17 protein-coding genes and 1 pseudogene are annotated in these 19,897 nt (G+C 53.9%); 11 read left to right on the plus strand and 7 right to left on the minus strand.

Translation table 11 applies throughout. The annotated features are described in order from the left end of the window. Positions 1–166: 166 nt before the first annotated feature. Positions 167–601 (plus strand): annotated as a pseudogene (locus H7A81_RS16590) (deoxyribonuclease IV); the annotation flags it as partial. Positions 602–652: 51 nt separating this feature from the next. Here the strand turns inward: H7A81_RS16590 and fruA are convergent. The 4 genes from fruA to H7A81_RS16610 all read right to left on the minus strand — a co-directional run bounded on the left by fruA (position 653) and on the right by H7A81_RS16610 (position 4,960). After that, positions 653–2,347 (minus strand): PTS fructose transporter subunit IIBC, encoded by a 1,695-nt coding sequence (gene fruA, locus H7A81_RS16595; protein WP_182058102.1) that lies wholly within the window; start codon positions 2,345–2,347, stop codon positions 653–655. Positions 2,348–2,363: 16 nt separating this feature from the next. Beyond that, the gene (gene fruK, locus H7A81_RS16600) at positions 2,364–3,302 is read right to left on the minus strand and encodes a 1-phosphofructokinase (RefSeq protein WP_038645831.1); all 939 of its coding nucleotides are present in this window, start codon (positions 3,300–3,302) and stop codon (positions 2,364–2,366) included. Then, complete coding sequence (gene fruB, locus H7A81_RS16605) at positions 3,299–4,429, minus strand: fused PTS fructose transporter subunit IIA/HPr protein (protein ID WP_182058103.1); 1,131 nt, start codon at positions 4,427–4,429, stop codon at positions 3,299–3,301. Before fruB ends, fruK begins: the two co-directional genes overlap by 4 nt. 276 nt (positions 4,430–4,705) lie before the next feature. Beyond that, entirely contained in the window at positions 4,706–4,960 is a 255-nt protein-coding gene (locus H7A81_RS16610; protein ID WP_166936113.1) for a YkgJ family cysteine cluster protein, read from the minus strand. A gap of 149 nt (positions 4,961–5,109) precedes the next feature. Between H7A81_RS16610 and yeiP the strand changes: the two genes are divergently transcribed. From yeiP to yejF, 9 genes are all read left to right on the plus strand, one after another. Next, entirely contained in the window at positions 5,110–5,682 is a 573-nt protein-coding gene (gene yeiP, locus H7A81_RS16615) for an elongation factor P-like protein YeiP (RefSeq protein WP_034824964.1), read from the plus strand. 95 nt (positions 5,683–5,777) lie between these two features. Beyond that, positions 5,778–6,752, plus strand: coding sequence for a GTP-binding protein (locus tag H7A81_RS16620; protein ID WP_182058104.1), 975 nt, complete (start codon positions 5,778–5,780; stop codon positions 6,750–6,752). Between the two features lie 45 nt (positions 6,753–6,797). Further along, positions 6,798–7,505 carry a phosphatase PAP2 family protein gene (locus H7A81_RS16625; protein WP_034824968.1) on the plus strand — a complete coding sequence of 236 codons (708 nt, stop codon included), beginning with the start codon at positions 6,798–6,800 and terminating at the stop codon, positions 7,503–7,505. 516 nt (positions 7,506–8,021) lie between these two features. Then, positions 8,022–8,597 (plus strand): bifunctional murein DD-endopeptidase/murein LD-carboxypeptidase, encoded by a 576-nt coding sequence (gene mepS / locus H7A81_RS16630; protein WP_034824970.1) that lies wholly within the window; start codon positions 8,022–8,024, stop codon positions 8,595–8,597. 298 nt (positions 8,598–8,895) lie between these two features. Then, on the plus strand, positions 8,896–10,461 hold the full coding sequence (locus H7A81_RS16635) for a cyclic di-GMP phosphodiesterase (protein WP_034824972.1): 1,566 nt from the start codon (positions 8,896–8,898) through the stop codon (positions 10,459–10,461). Positions 10,462–10,526: 65 nt separating this feature from the next. After that, a complete protein-coding gene (locus H7A81_RS16640) occupies positions 10,527–12,335 on the plus strand; it encodes an extracellular solute-binding protein (protein ID WP_182058105.1) in 1,809 nt (602 codons plus the stop codon). A 10-nt stretch (positions 12,336–12,345) separates the two neighbouring features. Continuing rightward, on the plus strand, positions 12,346–13,437 hold the full coding sequence (locus H7A81_RS16645) for a microcin C ABC transporter permease YejB (RefSeq protein WP_034824974.1): 1,092 nt from the start codon (positions 12,346–12,348) through the stop codon (positions 13,435–13,437). Next, positions 13,437–14,462 (plus strand): ABC transporter permease, encoded by a 1,026-nt coding sequence (locus H7A81_RS16650; protein WP_034824975.1) that lies wholly within the window; start codon positions 13,437–13,439, stop codon positions 14,460–14,462. Before H7A81_RS16645 ends, H7A81_RS16650 begins: the two co-directional genes overlap by 1 nt. Then, the gene (yejF, locus tag H7A81_RS16655; RefSeq protein WP_182058106.1) at positions 14,459–16,048 is read left to right on the plus strand and encodes a microcin C ABC transporter ATP-binding protein YejF; all 1,590 of its coding nucleotides are present in this window, start codon (positions 14,459–14,461) and stop codon (positions 16,046–16,048) included. Before H7A81_RS16650 ends, yejF begins: the two co-directional genes overlap by 4 nt. On the opposite strand, the gene H7A81_RS16660 is transcribed toward yejF, so the two are convergent. The 3 genes from H7A81_RS16660 to rsuA all read right to left on the minus strand — a co-directional run bounded on the left by H7A81_RS16660 (position 16,042) and on the right by rsuA (position 18,710). Continuing rightward, complete coding sequence (locus tag H7A81_RS16660; RefSeq protein WP_034824977.1) at positions 16,042–16,368, minus strand: hypothetical protein; 327 nt, start codon at positions 16,366–16,368, stop codon at positions 16,042–16,044. The genes yejF and H7A81_RS16660 overlap by 7 nt on opposite strands. Positions 16,369–16,784: 416 nt before the next feature. Further along, positions 16,785–17,975: a Bcr/CflA family multidrug efflux MFS transporter gene (locus H7A81_RS16665; RefSeq protein WP_182058107.1), complete on the minus strand. Its 1,191-nt coding sequence runs from the start codon at positions 17,973–17,975 to the stop codon at positions 16,785–16,787. Between the two features lie 12 nt (positions 17,976–17,987). Further along, positions 17,988–18,710, minus strand: a complete 723-nt coding sequence (gene rsuA / locus H7A81_RS16670; protein WP_058961320.1) for a 16S rRNA pseudouridine(516) synthase RsuA — start codon at positions 18,708–18,710, stop codon at positions 17,988–17,990. 168 nt (positions 18,711–18,878) lie between these two features. On the opposite strand from rsuA, the gene H7A81_RS16675 reads away from it, so the two are divergent. After that, a partial coding sequence (locus H7A81_RS16675; RefSeq protein WP_182058108.1) for a DEAD/DEAH box helicase occupies positions 18,879–19,897 on the plus strand: 1,019 nt, incomplete at its 3' end.

Below are 19,897 nucleotides of genomic sequence, written 5' to 3' on the forward strand. Positions count from 1 at the left end.
GTGTGTTGTTTGTCAAGGAGTTTGCTGCATTCGTGATGTGTAACGCGGAGTGGCGTGCAGACGTGGGTGTTTGAGGTGTATTTTCTATATGTTTGTTCAAGCAGAGGCCGGCATACGAGAGTGCGGGATATGCCTGGGGTTCAGACGTGTGCTCTTCGGATCGAGCCAGAACGTGGTGGCAGTGATTGAGAATACCGCCGGTCAGGGCAGCAATCTTGGCTTCCGTTTTGAACACCTCGCCACCATTATTGAGCACGTCGAAGATAAATCTCGCGTTGGGGTGTGTATCGATACCTGCCATGCATTTGCTGGCGGCTACGATCTGCGGACAGAAGAAGCCTGCGTGGAGACCTTTGCAGAATTTGAACGCATCGTTGGTTTCCAGTTCCTGCGCGGCATGCACCTTAATGACGCCAAAAGCACGCTCGGCAGCCGTGTGGATCGCCACCACAGCTTAGGTGAAGGCAACATTGGCAAGACGGTGTTTAGCTGGCTGATGAAGGATAAGCGCTTTGATGGCATCCCGATGATTCTGGAAACCATCAATCCGGATATCTGGAAAGATGAGATTGCGTGGCTGAAGTCGGAACAACAGGCGTAAAACAGACAGCAAAAAGGGAGCCGCAGCTCCCTTTTTCTTATCCGGTGAAAATTACGCGGCTTTCGCCAGCTCTTCTTCCGGACGTTTCAGAATCGCGTAACCGAGGCCAGCCACTGCGGTACCAATCACAATCGACATCAGATAACCCAGCACCGGGGTGATCGCACCCGGGATCAGCAGTACAAACAGACCACCGTGAGGTGCCATCAGTTTCGCGCCAACCAACATGGATACCGCGCCAGTGATTGCACCGCCGACGATGCAGCAAGGCAGCACACGCATAGGGTCACGCGCCGCAAATGGAATTGCACCTTCAGAGATGAAGCACAAGCCGAGCACCAATGCCGCTTTGCCCCCTTCCTGCTGACCTTTGTTGAACTTACGACGAGCAACAATTGTTGCCAGGCCCATCGCTAACGGTGGCACCATACCGGCGGCCATGATCGCGGCCATCGGCGCATAGGTTTGCGAACTCAGCAGGCCGACACCGAAGGCGTACGCCACTTTGTTCACCGGACCACCCATGTCGGTACACATCATGCCACCAAGGATCGCGCCCAGCAGTACCGCATTGGCGGTGCCCATGTTCGCCAGCCAGTGCGTCAGACCGCTCATGATGCCCGCAACAGGTTTACCCACCACGTAAATCATCAGCAGGCCGGTAATCAAACTCGCTACCAGCGGAATGATCAGGATCGGTTTTAACGCTTCCATACTTTGCGGCAGTTTAACTTTGCTGCTCAGCATCTTCGCGGCGTAACCGGCAATGAAGCCAGCGATGATACCGCCAAGGAAACCGGCGTTAATGCTGGTGGCGATCATACCGCCAATCAGACCCGGAGTCAGACCCGGACGGTCGGCAATCGAGAAAGCAATAAAGCCGGCCAGTACCGGTACCATCAGCGCGAAGGCACTGCCGCCACCAATCTGCATCAGCGCAGCCGCTAAGGTACCCTGCTCTTTAAATGCGGTGATACCAAAGGCGAAGGAGAGCGCGATGCTCAAACCACCTGCTACCACCATCGGCAGCATGTAGGACACGCCGGTCAGCAGGTGACGATAAGCACCGGCTTTCTCTTTGCTGTCGCTTTGCGTGCTGGCTGACGCGTTGCCGCTCGGTTGATAGGTTTTGGCTTCAACCTGCGCTTTATCCAGTTCCTGCGCGGTTTTCTTCAGCGCCAGGCTGGTTGAGGTGCGGTACATCGGCTTGCCAGCGAACTTCGCCAGGTCCACATCGATATCTGCTGCCACGATCACCAGATCGGCCGCAGCCACCTCTTCAGGGGTGATGGCATTGCCTGCACCCACGGAACCGCGGGTTTCCACTTTCACCCACCAGCCACGCTTGGTCGCTTCTGCCTGAATCGCCTCAGCCGCCATAAAGGTGTGCGCTACGCCGGTTGGGCAAGCGGTAACCGCGACAATGCGTTTCTGACCGGTGCTCTGAGCGGCAGCAGGAGCAGTAACCGCCGCAGCGCCATGCCAGACCTTGGCACTGGCTTTAGCCTGATTAATGGCCGCCAGCGGATCGCGCAGCGCCTGCTGCACATCGACCAGCGCCACGGATTTGCCTGCCAGTTGTGCATCGTTCGGCACAGCATGGCCAGCAACCAATACCAGTTCAGCATCGGCCACGTTGTCAGTCAGCGTCAGGCCAGCCTGTGCTGCGGTTGCGCGCAGACGTTCTAAAGCCAGATGTCCTGATGCCAGTCCCAGTGAAGAATCTTTTATCAGCAGCGTTTTCATTATCGCTCTCCTGCTGTTAGTTAACGGGTTGTAAGTCGACGCGCGCCATCATCGCGGCCAACTGGGTACGATCGGTCACACCAACGTTGCTCTGGCTCACCGCCATCGCAGCCACTGCGGTAGCCAGACGCAAGGTATGCTCGCTTGATTCACGCATCAACAGCCCGTAAATCAGGCCGCCGACCATTGAATCTCCCGCGCCTACTGTGCTGACTACTTCACAGGCTGGTGGTTTGGCGATCCATTCGCCAGAGGCGTTGACCCACAGTGCGCCTTCCGCACCAAGGGAAATCACCACATGGGCAATGCCCTGCTCACGCAGTTCATGCGCGGCTTCGATCACATCCTGCAAGGTTGGCAGTTTGCGGTCGGCCCAGATTTCCAGTTCACGACGGTTCGGCTTCACCAGCCACGGCGCGGCTTTTAGTCCCGCCACCAGCGCTTCACGACTGCTGTCGAAAATGATGCACGGACACAGGGTGCGCAGATCGCTCATCCATTTGGTGAACGCTTCGGGCGCCACGCCCGCGGGCAAGCTGCCGCTGACGCATACCATGTCGAACTGTCCCAGCCAGGTCAGTGAATCGGCAGTGAAGCGATCCCAGTCCTGCGCGGTGACGTTGAAGCCAGAGAAATTCAGGTCGGTGACTTCACCGTCTTTTTCCGTCAGCTTGACGTTGATGCGGGTACGGCCCTGCACCACCTGAAAACGGTTGGCGATACCCAGCTCGCTAAACAGCTGCTGGAAGCCATCCTGGTTCTCTTTGCCGAGGAATCCACCGACGGTGACGTCGATACCCAGGTCTTTCAGCACTTTGGCAACGTTGATGCCTTTACCCGCCGCGTGCAGACCGGTGGTTTTCACCAGGTTAACTTCGCCACGTTCGATTTCTGGCGTATAGCCCACCAGATCGTAAGCGGGATTCAATGTGATCGTGGCAACGCGGCGGCTCATGCGACCCCCTCACCCAGGCCAGAATTGATGGCCTCTTCGATGGCATTCAGCGCCTGCTGTGCATCTTCACCGCTGGCGGTAAAGCGCAGGCGATGGCCTTTTTTCACGCCCAGCGCGACAACTTTCATCAGGCTGCGTCCGTTGGCCGGTTTGCCGCTGCCGTCAAGGTTGGTGACGGTGATGTCACTGTTGAACTGTTTAATGACCGTAACCAGCGCAGTGCCCGGACGTGCGTGCAGTCCGTGCTCGTTGCGGATAGTAAATTCAGCCACCAGTTGATCCGCGCTTTCGTCCACTTCACTGGTCAGCAGCGCTAGGATGCCTGCCGCGTCGGCTTTCAGCAGACGTTCAGCTTTGTTGCTCAGCAGCAGATTGCTCAGATAACCCAGCACTTCCAGCGGACGATCGTCAGTGGCGGCCACGGTCAACAGCAGCGCCACATTTTCGCCCTGATGCACGAATGGCGTGGCGGTACGGCTGACTGCGATGGCGCTACCAAGGTTGCCATTGGCGCTGTCACTCAGCCAGATGCCCTGTCCGAGGCTCAGCGGCGTACGCGAAACCGCATCTGCCACAAACGCCGCTTCAACAGCTCCTGCTGCCTGTAAACGTCCAGCGTTCAGCGCCTGCAAGGTGATGAGATCGCTGGCTGCAACGTCAACCGCAATCAGCGAGGTATCGAATTTGAACTCAGCCGCCTGCTTTTCACCCATCAGGATGGCACGGAGATCATCGGCTGAAGCGGTTTTCAACTGCTCTGCGATACTGTCATCGCTCAATACGTGAGTCAGCTGGCGCAGCAGCGCAAGATGTTCATCTGATTTTGCCGCGATACCGATGGCGACATAAGCCGTTTGCCCGTCACCCCACTCCACGCCCTGCGGGAACTGATAAACCTGTACGCCGGTCTTCAGCACCATATCGCGCGTATCGGTGGTGCCATGCGGAATGGCAATACCATTACCCAGGAAAGTGGTGGTCTGCTGTTCGCGCGCCAGCATGCCGTTAACGTAGCCTTCCGACACATTACCGGCTGCGGTTAACGCAGCGGCAACCTGACGGATAGCCTCTTCTTTATTTTGTGCACTGGCACCGGTATGGATGGCCTGAACGTCGAGCTGGAACATATTTCTCCTCGCTTGCTGAAATTGAATCGTTTCAGCTTAATGGCGAAAAATTACGCTGTATTTCTCGGGGGTTACCGAGAAGACAACGCTGAAACGTTTCAGGGAATATGGTACAGCATGAGAAAGCAGGCAAGAAAATGCGCGATCGGCGTAGCAGATTTTTGATGTTCCGCACACTTCAGATCGGATTTAAGATTTTTCAGGCCTGTACGGCTGACGTCATTGCTGTAACGCATTGGTCACATAAGGCAAATTCTTCAGCACCGCGTCAGCAATTTAAGGCGCGGTATCTGCTTCGAGTTGTAACAGGAAGGTCATCGCGGCTTCGCGACTGTTGCCGCACATCTCTGCGCTGGGCTGTAAACCCGCACAGACTGCGGGACGCAGCGGAGAACCAAAAATTTTGCAGCGCTGATGGTCATCCAGCTGAACGCAGCGGGTATTGGCCGGTTTGCCCTGGGGCATGCCGGGAATCGGGGAAGAGATTGAGGGGGCTGTGCAACAGGCACCGCACTGGTCACGACAATACATCATGCGCTCCTGAGGATTTCGTCGCGACAATAGCAGGCTGATGACGGGAATACCATGCGCGGGCAACAATTTTACACTGCCTCCCTTGCCTGTTTTTCACGGCGCGAGTAACGTGGCGCGCATTAACCTTTTCACAGCGAGTTATCCCCATGCCAAAGGCAAATGAAATCAAAAAAGGAATGGCTGTTACCTGGAACGGCAAACTGTTGCTGGTAAAGGACATTGATGTCCAGAGCCCAAGCGCACGCGGTGCTGCCACCCTCTATAAGATGCGTTTTACCGACGTGCGCACTGGCCTGAAAGTGGAAGAGCGCTTCAAGGGTGACGATATTATCGATGCCATTCAGCTTAGCCGTCGCGCCGTGACCTTCTCTTATATAGACGGTGACGAGTACGTGTTTATGGATGATGAAGATTACACGCCCTATAGCTTCAAGAAAGATCAGATTGAAGAAGAACTGCTGTTCATCCCTGAAGGCGGTATTCCTGGCATCCAGGTGTTAACGATGGAAGGTCAAGTGCTGGCGCTGGAACTGCCACAGACGGTGGATATGGAAATTGTCGATACTTCACCGGGCATTAAAGGCGCTTCCGCCAGCGCACGCACCAAACCCGCGGGCATGAGCACCGGCTTGTCGATCCAGGTACCGGAATACCTGAGCAATGGCGATCGCATCCGTATTCACGTGGCTGAACGCCGCTATATGAGTCGCGCGGACTAACCGCACGATTTTATCCGGCCGCTGAAGGTTGTTATAGTATAACAACGTCGTGCGCGCCGGGTATGTTGTCCGCGCGCCTGAAAATGGAGCCTGTAATGACGCGCGTTAATGTAATCACCGGATTTCTCGGCAGCGGTAAAACCACCACCCTGCTGCATCTGTTAGCCCACAAACCCGCCAATGAGAATTGGGCGATTCTGGTTAACGAGTTTGGCGAAGTGGGTATTGACGGCGCACTGCTCGCCGATCGTGGTGCCACGCTGAAGGAAATTCCTGGCGGTTGCATGTGTTGTGTGAACGGCCTGCCGCTGCAAGTCGGACTCAATATGCTGCTCAAGCAAAATAAGCCCGACCGTCTGATTATTGAACCCACCGGCCTTGGCCACCCTAAACAACTGCTGGATATGCTGCGTGCCGCCGTGTATCAACCCTGGATTCAGGTTGATGCCACCATCACGCTGCTCGATCCCCGTCAGTTAGCCGATGCGCGTGTTGTCGAGAATGAAAACTTCCGCGATCAACTCACCGCAGCCGATATTATCGTCGCCAATAAAAGCGATCGCTGGAGCGAGGAAGATCGTCAGCGTTTGCAGCAATGGCAGCAGCATAATCTGGGCGATCGCCAACTGGTCGAATCCGCGTGGGGTAACGTTGATCCCGCGTTACTGTGCCAGTCCGCATTGGCGGATCGTGCGGTTCCTGAAGCGGCCCATCATCATCATACTTCACGGCCAAAAGGACTGGCGGCACTGAAACTTGAGGGTTCCGCACGCTGGCGCCGGGCATTGAACGAAGGCCAGGGCTACGCATCCTGTGGCTGGATTTTTGATGGCGATACGGTGTTCGATACCATTCCGGCGCTAGAGTGGGCGCGGCTTGCACCGGTGGATCGCGTTAAAGGCGTACTGCGCACGCAAGACGGTCTGGTGAATATCAATCGTCAGGGTGACGACTTCTTTATGGAAACACGCACCACCACGCCACCGGACAGCCGCATTGAGTTAATCCACCACCAACCCGTTGACTGGAACGTTTTGCAAACAACCTTGTTGAGGATTCGTTTAAATTAGCTGCGTTAGGTTGCCCCGTTATTTTTCTTTTTGAGTCTATTTTTTATGCGCGCGTCTCGTTTAATCACCATCCTGCTGCTCAATGCACTGGGGATCATGCTGTTCTTTTCGTGGTACCTGCCGCCGGACCATGGCTTCTGGTTTGGTATCGACAAAGCCATCTTCTATAGCTTCAACGATCGGATGGTGGATCACCACGGCTTCGCTTTACTGGTGGCGATCACCAATTTCCGTGGTTTTGACGCGGTATCGCTGCTGGCGATGGGTCTGCTGTATCTCTGGTTCTGGCGTCGTGAAACGCCGCAAGGCCGCCGCCGTATGCTGGCCATTGGCATTACCATGCTGCTCACCGCCGTGGTGCTGAATCAACTGGGTCATTTGATCCCTGTGCAACACGCCAGCCCAACGCTGTTCTTTGATAACGTGCATCGCGTGAGTGAACTGACCGGGATTCCGGCGAAAGATGCTTCCAGCGATAGCTTCCCTGGCGATCACGGCATGATGCTGATTATTTTTGCCTGCTTTATGTGGCGTTATTTTGGCTTTCGCGCTTTCCTGGTGGGTTTAGTGATTGTGGTGGTCTTTGCCCTGCCGCGCGTGATGGCCGGTGCGCACTGGTTTACCGATATTGCTGTGGGATCGATGTCGGTGATTCTGGTGGGATTGAGCTGGTGCTTATTAACCCCGCTCAGTGACAAACTGGTGAATTGGCTCAATCGTGCTCTGCCAGGGAAATATAAGCCGCGCACATAATTGTTAAGCGCGGATGACAATAAGCCGAAAAGTCGATCATCCGCGCTTATCGAATGCAGAAATACATTATTAGCAGGCTAATGTTTTTCTATTAAAAGAAAACATTATGATGCAAAACGCGTAACAATCGCCTTTTTCCTGGCTTGTCCAGCCAGAAGCCTCTCAAAATCAGCCCTAGCGCCGGAATTAGCCCCTGAAAACCCGCCTTATTGGCTATTAAATCGCTACCAATCGTTGATAAAGTAACCATTGTGTTACGGATTGATTTCACATCAATAAAAGCTATAAAAATTTATATAAAAGCACTCGCCACGCGGTCTGTAATCGGTTAACCTCAAACGCGATTACTTAGAGTGCAGCATAAAATTCGGTGCCTTATGCAACAAAAATGTGTTCATTAACACATTTTAGTAATTAAGGAATTGTCTTAAGCCTTAGCTCTTATTAATCTCAAACCCGTTTTGTCATCTGGCTGGCGACATTGTGTCGTAAGGACTTCAAAGGAACACACGTATAATGGTCAAGTCTCAACCAATACTGAGATACCTCAGGCGGATCCTTCCCGCAGTAGCATTAGCAACACTCTTATCGGCATGTAGTAGTACGCATAACGGTCAGAACGCGAATAACGAGAATCATGAAGTTAACAACCAGAATGGTTTTTTACTTCAAGCGTCTCAGGACGAATTTGAACAAATGGTGCAGAATGTGGACGTTAAGTCCCGCATCATGGAACAGTATAGTGACTGGAAAGGTGTTCGTTATCGCTTAGGCGGCGACACCAAACGCGGCATTGATTGTTCTGCTTTTGTTCAGCGCACCTTTCGCGAGCAGTTCGGTTTAGATTTACCCCGTTCAACGTCAGAACAGCAGGATACGGGCAAAGAGATTTCTCGCGGCAAACTGCGCCCGGGTGATTTAGTCCTGTTCCGTGCCGGTTCTACTGGACGACACGTTGGCATCTATCTGGGTAACGATAACTTCGTTCACGCGTCCACCAGCAGTGGTGTGATGATCTCCAGTTTAAACGACAGTTACTGGAAAACGCGTTACCGTGAAGCCCGCAGGGTTTTAGCTAAAAACCCTAGCTAACGTATCCTTCTGAAGATCCTCTCAGCCAGAGAATCAGAAAACGCTGCCCAGGCAGCGTTTTTTTTCGCCTGCGGTTTCTTAACGCAAATCCGATAGATAAAAAGTAATTGAGAATCAGAAATATAACGAGACTTTTCGCGCTTCCTCGTTATATTCTCGTTTGCTTACTGGCAGCAAATTGTTGCGTCTTCGTCGGCTGAAAAAACCCGTCCTGATGCAATGTTTTACGCCAGACACCAGCGAGCAGTAGTGCACGATTTACATAATAATAATGGCGCCATAAAGGGGAATGCACTCCATGCCACTGTCGGGGACGTTAAAACGTCATGCAACCTATTCGCGCCGTATCGCCTGGAGTAGTGCGATCATCGGCGGTGTGTTCTTTCTGTTGTTTGTCATCGTACTGCTGACGCTCACCTGGCAAAAACGAGTACAACAACATGAACAGTTGCTGATCCATAGCCGCGACGATCTACAACAGGTGATGTCGACCCTGGTGGATACCCTTTATCCATTGCAACAATACACCCAGCTTGAATGCAGTAGCGTCAGCCGCGAACTCACTTCACGTGCCGCCTTTGCCGGCAATATCCGCGCGATTTTGCTGGTACGTAACAGTAATGCCTATTGTTCATCTGCTACCGGCGCCTTTCTGCTGCCTGCGAATGATATTTCGCCACAATCCGAGCTGGAGCGCGATCGCGATTTACGCTTACTGGAAGGCACGCCCCTCTTGCCAACCAAACCGGCGCTGGCGTTGTGGATGAAGAATCCAGGCTCAGCTGAGACCGGCATTCTCGCCACCATGAATATCAGCCTGACGCCTTATCAGCTGCTGGCTTCTTATCATCCCGAAATCACCGGCATGGCGTTGGTGATTGGCGATAAAGCCCTGCTGAGTGGCAAGAATCAGGTGGTAAACATCCACGATTTGCCACCAGCCTTGAAAGAAATGAGTTTTAAAGATAATGGCATGCGTTTCGTGCTGTACGGTACGACGCTGGCGCAACGCGATTATCATCTGATCCTGCTGACCGGCCTCCTCTCAGCCCTGTTTATGAGTGCGGGCAGCTGGCTGCTGCTGACGCTGTATCAGCGTCCTGGCAAAGAGATTATGCAGGGCATTAAACGTGGTCAGTTTCATGTTGAATATCAGCCCCTGGTCACCGCCCACGATGGGCAACCGTATGGCGTTGAGGCACTACTGCGCTGGACACATCCCACCGAGGGAATGATTCCCCCGGATGCCTTTATTAGCAACGCCGAAGCGCAAAATCTGATTATTCCCCTGACTCAGCATTTGTTTAAGCTGGTGGCACGCGATGCGAAGTTCCTCTGCCAGCAACTGCCGCGCGGCACGCGTATGAGCCTGAACCTTTCCCCTCTGCATCTCGCATCAGAAAGTTTTCGTCAGCATGTGCAGGAGTGGATTGCCGACATGCCAAAAGACCACTTCAACTATGTTTTTGAAATCACCGAACGCACCATGGTGGGCGAAAGAAATGCTGGCGAGATTTTTGCCTGGCTGCATGAGCAGGATATTAAAATTGCCATTGATGACTTCGGCACTGGCCACAGCGCATTGATCTATCTTGAACGCTATCCGTTTGACTACCTCAAAATTGATCGCGGTTTTGTACAGAGTATTGGTACCGAAACGGTGACCTCACCGGTACTGGACGCGGTATTGCTGCTGGCGAAGAAGCTCAATCTCAAAACCGTGGCAGAAGGCGTTGAAACCGGCGATCAGGCAGCGTGGCTGGTGAACCGTGGGGTGACACATCTGCAGGGATATTTATTCAGCCGCCCGCTGCGTCCGGAAAACCTGATCAGTTATTACCAACGTCAGGCAGCACTCGGTTAACGTCACGCTATCGTCACGAAACTGCTACCATTCAGTGCGGATTATTTAAGGAGAGCGCCCCACTTATGCTGCTGCGTCTTGTCACCGCGTTGTTGGTTTGTAGCGCCATCGCGCCACTGCATGCGGAAACCATCAATGAGAGTTATGCCTTTGCCAAGCTGGGCGAACCGAAGTATGTGGTGAATTTCACCCATTATGATTACGCAAATCCCGCTGCGCCTAAAGGCGGCAAGATGACCATCGCGGTGGTGGGCACTTACGATAACTTCAATCGCTTTGCTTCACGCGGTAATCCTGGCGTCGGCACCGATACGCTGTATGACGGGCTGTTCACCACCTCCGATGATGAGCCTGGCAGCTACTATCCACTGATTGCTGAATCCGCCCGTTATCCCAGCGATTATCACTGGATGGAAGTGTCCATCAATCCGCATGCGCGTTTTCAGGACGGCAGCCCGATCACCGCCAAAGATGTTGCCTTCACCTTCCAGAAATTTATGACCGAAGGGGTGCCACAATTTCGCGTGGCGTTTCGTGGGGTTGAAGTAAAAGCGCTCAACAATCTCACCGTGCGTATCGACATGCCGAAACCGGACAAGGATATGATCCTGAGCTGGCTAACGCTGCCGGTTTTGCCGCAAGCCTTCTGGCAGAATAAAAAATTCAATGAGCCGATCGGCTATCCCCCGCTCTCCAGCGGCCCCTATCGCGTCACGTCCTATAAGCCAGGCCAGTTCATTCAATACAGTCGGGTGAAAAACTACTGGGCGGCAAATCTGCCGGTCAATCGGGGACGTTTTAACTTTGATACGCTGCGCTACGATTACTATCTTGACGACAACGTCGCTTTCGAAGCCTTCAAAGCCGGCGCCTCCGATCTGCGCGAAGAGGGGTCGGCGAAGAAGTGGGCCACACAATACCGTGGGCGCAACTTTGATAGCCACGCCATCGTGAAATCGACCACGCCAAATACCGTCTCTACCGATACTCGCTGGCTGGCCTTTAACAATGAAAAACCGCTGTTTGCCGATCGTCGTGTGCGTGAGGCGCTGACGCTGGCATTTGATTTCGAGTGGATGAACAAAGCGCTGTTTTACGGGGCCTACAAACGCACTGACAGCTATTTCCAGAACACCGCTTATGCGGCCAAAGGCTATCCGAAAGCCGACCAGCTCATTCTGCTGGCACCGTATAAAGCACAGTTGCCTGCTGAAGTGTTCAACAACGAATACGCACCGCCGCGTTCAGAGGGCAGCGGCTTCGATCGCGGTAATCTGCTAAAAGCCATGACACTGCTGAAAGAAGCGGGCTGGCAGATTAAAAATCAGCAGCTGGTGAACGATAAAACCGGTCAACCGTTCCGCTTTGAACTGCTGATGCGCAGCGGCACGCAGAACGATTGGGCACTGCCGTTCCAGCATAGCTTGCAGCGTCTGGGGATTCAGGTAGAGTTGCGGCAAATTGATAGCTCGCAGTATTTGCGCCGTTTGCGCGAAGGCGATTACGATATGATCCCCTCGCTTTATTACGCAATGCCTTCGCCTTCCACCAGCCTGCGTACCATTTGGCAGTCGCAATACATCGACTCCTCCTGGAACACCCCTCGGGTGAAAGATCCCATCGTGGACCATTTCGTGCAGGAGATTGTCGATCATCAGGGCGATGAAAAAGCGCTGCTGCCGCTGGGTCAGGCGCTGGATCGTATTCTGTTATGGAATGCCTATATGATCCCGATGTGGTACAACGCCGAACAGAGGCTGGCATACTGGGATAAATTTTCCCGCCCTGAAATCAAACCCGCGTATGCAACCGGGTTAGAGAACTGGTGGTATGACGTGAACAAAGCCGCACAATTGCCGGCCGACAGACGCTGAGGAGAGCGGTTTGGGTTCCTATTTCCTGCGCAGGTTGCTGCTGATTATTCCCACACTGTGGGCGATCATCACCCTGAACTTTTTTATCGTGCAGATTGCGCCCGGTGGACCGGTGGATCAGGCGCTGGCGAATGCGCAATTTGGTCATAGCTCCGGTTTTTCCTCGGGTAGTGCTGGAGATGTCGGCGGTCGCGGTGCGCTGGCGCATGATAATCCGGGCGACAGCCAATATCGCGGCGCGCGTGGCCTTGATCCTGAGGTGATCGCCGAGATCAAACACCGCTACGGTTTTGATAAACCGCTGCTGCAGCGCTATGGCGAAATGCTGTGGAACTATATTCGTTTTGATTTTGGCGACAGTTTGTTCCGTAGCGCCTCGGTGCTGCAGCTGATCAAAGAGAGCTTGCCGGTTTCCATCAGCCTGGGCTTGTGGAGTACGTTGATCATTTATCTGGTCTCGATTCCGTTAGGGATTAAAAAGGCAGTGCGCAACGGCAGCGCTTTCGATATCTGGAGCAGTACCTTTATCATCATTGGATACTCCATCCCGGCCTTTCTCTTCGGCATCATGCTGATTGTGCTGTTTGCCGGGGGCAGCTATTTCGACTGGTTCCCGCTACGCGGTCTGACCTCGCCACAGTTTGATACGCTGCCGTGGTACAGCAAGATTGGCGACTATCTCTGGCACATCACGCTGCCGGTTCTGGCCACGGTGATCGGCGGTTTTGCCACGCTCACTATGCTGACCAAAAACTCATTCCTCGATGAGATCCGCAAACAATATGTGGTCACCGCACGCGCCAAAGGACTGGATGAAAAACGTATTTTATACGGCCACGTGTTTCGCAACGCCATGCTGCTGGTGATAGCCGGTTTCCCTGCCACCTTTATCAGCATGTTCTTTACCAGTTCGGTCTTGATTGAAGTGATGTTCTCCCTCAACGGACTCGGCTTGCTGGGTTACGATGCCACTATTCAGCGCGACTATCCGGTGATGTTTGGCACGCTGTATATCTTTACGCTGATTGGCTTGTTGATGAATATTCTCAGCGATCTGACCTATACGCTGGTCGATCCGCGCATCGATTTTGAGGGGCGCTAATGGGTTTATCGCTAATCAACCAGCAGCGCTGGCAACGCTTTCGCCATAACCGCCGTGGTTACTGGTCGCTGTGGATTTTTTTGCTCATTTTTGTGCTTTCACTCGGTGCGGAGTTACTGGCCAATGACAAGCCACTGCTGGTGCACTACCAGCAGCGCTGGTACATGCCGCTGCTGTTCAATTACAGCGAGAGTGATTTTGGCGGCGACTTTGCCACCCCGGCCGATTACCAGGACCCGTGGCTAAAACAGCGGATCGATCAGCAGGGATGGGCGCTGTGGGCACCGATTCGTTTCAGTGACAGCACCATTAATTTCGCCACGGATGTGCCCTTCCCTTCTCCGCCCTCGAAGCAGAACTGGCTGGGTACTGACGCTAATGGTGGTGATGTACTGGCGCGTTTACTGTACGGCACACGCATCTCGCTGCTGTTTGGTATCTTACTGACGCTGTTCTCCAGCGTGATCGGCATCGTGATCGGCGCCGTGCAGGGCTATTTTGGCGGCCGCGTCGATCTGGTTGGTCAGCGTCTGATTGAAGTGTGGTCTGGTATGCCGTCGCTGTTTTTATTGATTCTGCTCTCCAGTGTGATTCAACCCGGCTTCTGGTGGCTATTGCTGGTCACCGTGGTGTTTGGCTGGATGAGCCTGGTGAGCGTGGTGCGGGCCGAGTTTCTGCGCACGCGTAACTTTGATTATGTGCGTGCGGCGCGCGCGCTCGGCGTGAGTGACGGACGCATTATGCTGCGTCACATGCTGCCGAACGCCATGGTGGCCACGCTGACCTTCCTGCCCTTTATTTTATGCGGTTCGATTACCACCCTGACCTCACTGGATTTCCTTGGCTTCGGCCTGCCGGTGGGTTCTCCTTCGCTGGGTGAACTGCTGTTACAGGGCAAAAACAACTTACAGGCGCCGTGGCTGGGACTTTCCGGCTTCTTCGCCCTCGCGCTGCTCCTCTCGCTGTTGATCTTTATCGGTGAAGCGGTACGTGATGCTTTTGATCCCAGCCGGGGGGTGAAATGAGCCTGTTAAGCGTCAATCATCTCGCCGTGGCCTTCAATCAGCGCCGCGTGGTGGAAGATATCTCTCTGCAGATTGAGGCCGGTGAAACTCTGGCGCTGGTCGGTGAATCCGGTTCAGGCAAAAGTGTCACCGCGCTCTCGATTATGCGCCTGCTGCCGCAACCACCTGTGACCTATCCGCAAGGTGAGATCCTATTCAATGGCCAAAGCATCTTGCAGGCTAGCGAACGCGAGATGCGCGGCCTGCGCGGCAACCAGATGGCGATGATTTTCCAGGAACCGATGGTGTCGCTCAACCCGCTGCACAACGTTGAGAAGCAGCTGTATGAAGTGCTGTCTCTGCATCGCGGGATGCGCAAAGAAGCGGCGCGCGGCGAAATTCTTAGCTGTCTCGATCGCGTTGGCATCCGCAATGCAGCATCACGCCTCGGCGATTTCCCGCATCAACTGTCCGGTGGAGAGCGTCAGCGCGTGATGATTGCCATGGCGTTACTGACGCAACCAAAACTGCTGATTGCCGATGAGCCCACCACCGCGTTGGATGTCACAGTACAGGCACAGATTCTGCGCTTGCTGCGTGAACTGCAGCGTGAACTGAATATGGGCATGCTATTCATCACCCACAACCTCAATATCGTTCGCCAGCTGGCGCATCGCGTTACGGTGATGCGCAATGGTCAGGAAGTGGAGCACAACCTTTGCAAGCCACTGTTTAGCCAGCCACAGCATCCCTATACACGCGAATTACTCGCCGCAGAGCCGGATGGCCAACCGGTGCCGCTTATCGATACCCAACCGCTGCTGCAGGTCAAAAACCTGCACGTGGGCTTTCCGATTAAACGCGGATTGTTCAAACGCAGCGTGGCGGAAAAAACCGTGCTCAGCGATCTCAACTTCACACTGCGCCGGGGTGAAAGCCTTGGTTTGGTGGGGGAATCCGGTTCAGGCAAAAGCACCACCGGATTGGCGCTGCTGCGTTTGATTGCCGCGCGCGGTGAGATTTGGTTTGACGGTCAGCCGCTGCATAGCCTATCGCGTAAACAGCTTTTGCCGCTGCGTCCGCATATTCAGGTGGTGTTTCAGGATCCCAACTCATCACTCAATCCGCGCATGACGGTACAACAGGTGATTGCAGAAGGGCTGGCAGTACATCGTCCTGAATTAAGTGCCGCCGAGCAGGAAGCGAAAGTGATCGCCGTGATGCAGGAAGTGGGGCTAGATGCGGAAAGCCGTTCACGCTACCCCGCAGAGTTTTCCGGTGGTCAACGTCAGCGCATCGCTATTGCCAGAGCGCTGATTCTGGAGCCGCAATTAATCGTGCTGGATGAACCGACCTCTTCGCTGGATCGCTCAGTGCAGAAGCAAATTCTCACCCTGCTGCGCCGTTTACAGCAGCAGCACCAGTTAGCGTATCTGTTTATTAGCCATGATTTGCAGGTGGTGCGCGCACTCTGCCATCAGCTAATTGTGCTGCGCCAGGGTGAAGTGGTGGAACAGGGAGAATGCGAAGCGTTGTTTAACGCACCGGCCAGCGATTATACGCGTCATCTTTTAGCCTCCGCGCAGGGCGAATCGTTAACTCAGTGACCTTCAAAGGTTTCCGCGATGGCAACGCCCTGATTTTTCAGGCAGCAGTTGGTAGTGCTTTCGTCGCCACGCTGAATCAGTAAACAGGGCTGCCCTTCACACAGGGCAATTTTGCATTCGACCTGAATCTGCGCCAGCGTCTCTTGCAGCTGGTGCAGAATTTCCAGCGCGGGATGGCCATCGTGGCTTAACAGACGCAGTGCGACGAGATCTTCATCGTGCACACCGTTGACCGCTTCCTGACGTTCAATTTCACCGACATGGTCGGCTGACCAACGATAATGTTGCGGTAAGCGATGCATAACCGAAAGTTGCAGCATAATTACAGTCCCCAGAGACGTTAACGCTTATTCACGACGACGGCGATTACGCAGTGAATCCCTACCTGGTAAACTCAGAATACGGACGTCAAGGTTTGCCTTCTCGTTTTAAACACAAAGCATGTAGCAAAGTTATTATTTGCGAGCTTTCTCGCATTTATGCCTATGTGTACCTTGTTCGGCGGCAGTTAACAATCATTTTAGACGCAATATAGTTACTTTTTTACACCTAAATTTTCACATCATGGAAACATTAAGCATAACGAATATGTGGGGATTCGCGAGTGAACGTGAAGAATTGATCGCATACGGCAAGAGGGAATGTGACAACGGCGCGGTTTTTTATTCGCGATTTCAATGGCTCTAAAAACCAGTGAACTCCGCGATCAACCGCGCCGTGAGAGGAAAGTGCAGGTTTACGCGTGGCGTGGACGTGAGGCGTAGCTAAACAACACAATGGATACGGTTGCGCACAGGGCAATGGTCGCCACCATTGGCCAGGCGCTGTTGATACTGACCAGTGACAGCAATGCCCCCACCAGCGCACCCACGCCAAAGCGCAAAGTACCGGCCAGTGACGATGCGGTGCCCGCCATATGCGGAAACTCATCGAGAATCACCGCCATCGCGTTCGAAGAAACCGTCGAGACGCAGCCGATAAACATCGCCACGCCAAACACCAGCGACAGGAAACCTAAATCCAGCGCGCTGGCAATCAGCAGCCAGATGCCCATCGCAAACTGTATGATCAGTCCGATACGGAACATCGCCAAAGGCCCGAAGCGGCGTACCGCGCGGCTGTTGATCAGCGTCATGACAAACAGGAACACCACGTTAAGGCCAAAGTAGTAGCCAAAGTTTTGCGGTGAAACGTGATTCACTTCGATGTAAACAAAAGGCCCGGCGTTGAGGAAGGTAAACAATCCCGCAAAGGAGAAGCCGCTTGCCAGCATGTAGCTGAACGCACGTTTATGGCGCACCAGCGCGACGAAGTTACTCAGCGTGGTTCGTAAATGGAAGCGCTGCCGCTGTTCAGGCTTGAGCGTCTCGCGGATCTGCGTCACCACCAGTACGGTAGTGATCAATGCGGCCACAGCCAGCGTCCAGAAAATCGCGTGCCAGTTCCACAGCAGCAACAGCCAACCGCCGATAATGGGTGCCAGTAACGGTGCAATGGTGGTGACCAGCATGACAAACGACATCATGCGCGAGAAATCCTCTTTCGAGTAACTGTCTCGCATCAGCGCGTTAATCACCACGCTGGCCGCTGCCGCCGACAAGCCGTGCAGGAAGCGCATAAAGATCAGTTGATCAATGGACTGCGACAAGGCACATGCCGCCGCGGCGCAGGCAAAGATCAGCGTGCCCAGCACAATCACCGGTTTACGTCCGTAGCTGTCCGCCAGCGGGCCATACACCAACTGCCCGATAGCAAACCCCAGAATGTAAAGGTTCAGCGTCATCTGCACGCTGCCTGCCGAAACGGCAAATTCGCGTGCGATTTGCGGCATTGCCGGCAAATACATATCAATGGAGAGCGGCATCAGCATCGCCAGCAATCCCAGAATCACGACCAACCCTACCGGTGAATTCTTTTCCTTACGCACCGCTTTCTCCCGCTATTTGCGTTTTTTCAGCTCTTCTGGCAGGCCGATGCTGTCGACCTCTTCTTCCGTGAGTTCACGGTATTCACCTTCAGCCAGGTCGTCATCCAGCACGATCTCGCCAATGCTTTCGCGATGCAGCGCGGACACATGATTACCCATCGCGGCAAACATGCGTTTGACCTGATGATAGCGGCCTTCCGTGATAGTTAAACGAGCGGCCTTTTCGTCGAGGATTTCCAGCACCGCCGGTTTGGTCAGTTCTTTCTCATTGTGCAGTTGAATCCCCGTCGCAAACTTCTCCACCAACGCAGGGTCAATCGGCTCTTCTACCTCAACCAGATAGGTTTTTTCGAGGTGATGGCGCGGAGAGGTAATACGGTGTGACCACTGACCATCGTCCGTCAGCAGCACCAAACCGGTGGTATCGATATCCAGACGACCTGCCGCATGCAGCTTAAAGGCAGCCGGTTCTTCCATGAAGAACAATACGGTAGGATGATCGGGATCGTCAGTGGAGCAGACATAGCCCTGCGGCTTATTCAGCATGAAGTAGCGTGGACCGGTTTGCACCACCAGGGGGTTGCCATCGTATTCGATTTCGTCATCTGGCAACACTTTGTAGCCCGCGTCGCGAACCACTTCGCCATTAATGGTGACTTTCCTGGCGCGGATTTCGCGGCCAGCGATAGCACGGCTGACTTCCAGCTGCTGAGATATGAATTTTTCGAGTCGCATGAATTCGCTTTTGCCTGTTACTACGGAGGGAACTGAAACGGCGTTTTTAAACCGTTAAAAAAGTGTGGGCAGTATAGCTTGATCCTTCGCCTGCTAACAGTACCGCGCCTGCGTTTCAGCTGTTTTCATGGCATAATGCGTGCCCGTTTGAAAAAAAAGTTTGCCCTGATGTCCTTCACCCTGCGCCCGTACCAGCAAGAGGCCGTTGACGCCACGCTCCAGCATTTTCGCCACCACGATGCGCCGGCCGTGATCGTGTTGCCAACGGGCGCCGGAAAAAGTTTGGTGATTGCTGAACTGGCGCGCATTGCCCGAGGCCGCGTGCTGGTGCTGGCGCATGTGAAAGAGTTGGTCGAGCAGAACCACAGCAAATATCAGGCGTATGGTCTGGAAGCCGATATTTTTGCCGCCGGTTTGCAGCGCAAACAGAGCGAAAGCAAAGTGGTATTTGGCAGCGTGCAGTCGGTGGCGCGCAATCTGGATCGCTTCGACAGAGCCTTCTCCCTGGTGATCGTTGATGAGTGCCACCGCATCAGCGACAACGAAGAGAGCCAGTACCAGCAGCTGTTCGCCCATTTGCGACAGCACAATCCGCAGCTACGTCTGCTGGGGCTCACCGCGACGCCCTTTCGCCTCGGTAAAGGCTGGATTTATCAGTTTCACTATCACGGCATGGTACGCGGCGATCAGCACGCGCTATTCCGTGACTGTATTTATGAATTGCCGCTGCGCTACATGATTAAGCACGGTTTCCTTGTGCCACCCGAACGGCTGGATATGCCGGTCGTACAGTACGATTTCAGCCGCCTGATCCCGCAAAATAACGGTTTATTCAGCGAAGCCGATCTCAATCGCGAGTTAAAGCAGCAGAATCGCGTGACGCCGCACATCATCAGACAGATCGTGGAGTTCGCGGAAGATCGCCGTGGTGTGATGGTGTTCGCCGCCACGGTAGAACATGCGCGTGAGGTTTTATCTCTGTTGCCCGAGAACAGCGCGTTGGTATCTGCGGAAACAGTGGTGAAAGAACGCGACCGTTTGATCAGCGAATTTAAAGCGCAGCAGTTAAAGTTTTTAGTGAACGTCGCGGTACTGACCACCGGCTTTGATGCGCCGCATGTGGATCTTATCGCCATATTGCGCCCCACTGAATCGGTCAGTTTGTATCAACAGATTGTCGGGCGCGG

It is taken from the genome of Pantoea sp. ME81 (assembly GCF_903970985.1).
GTDB lineage: Bacteria > Pseudomonadota > Gammaproteobacteria > Enterobacterales > Enterobacteriaceae > Pantoea > Pantoea communis.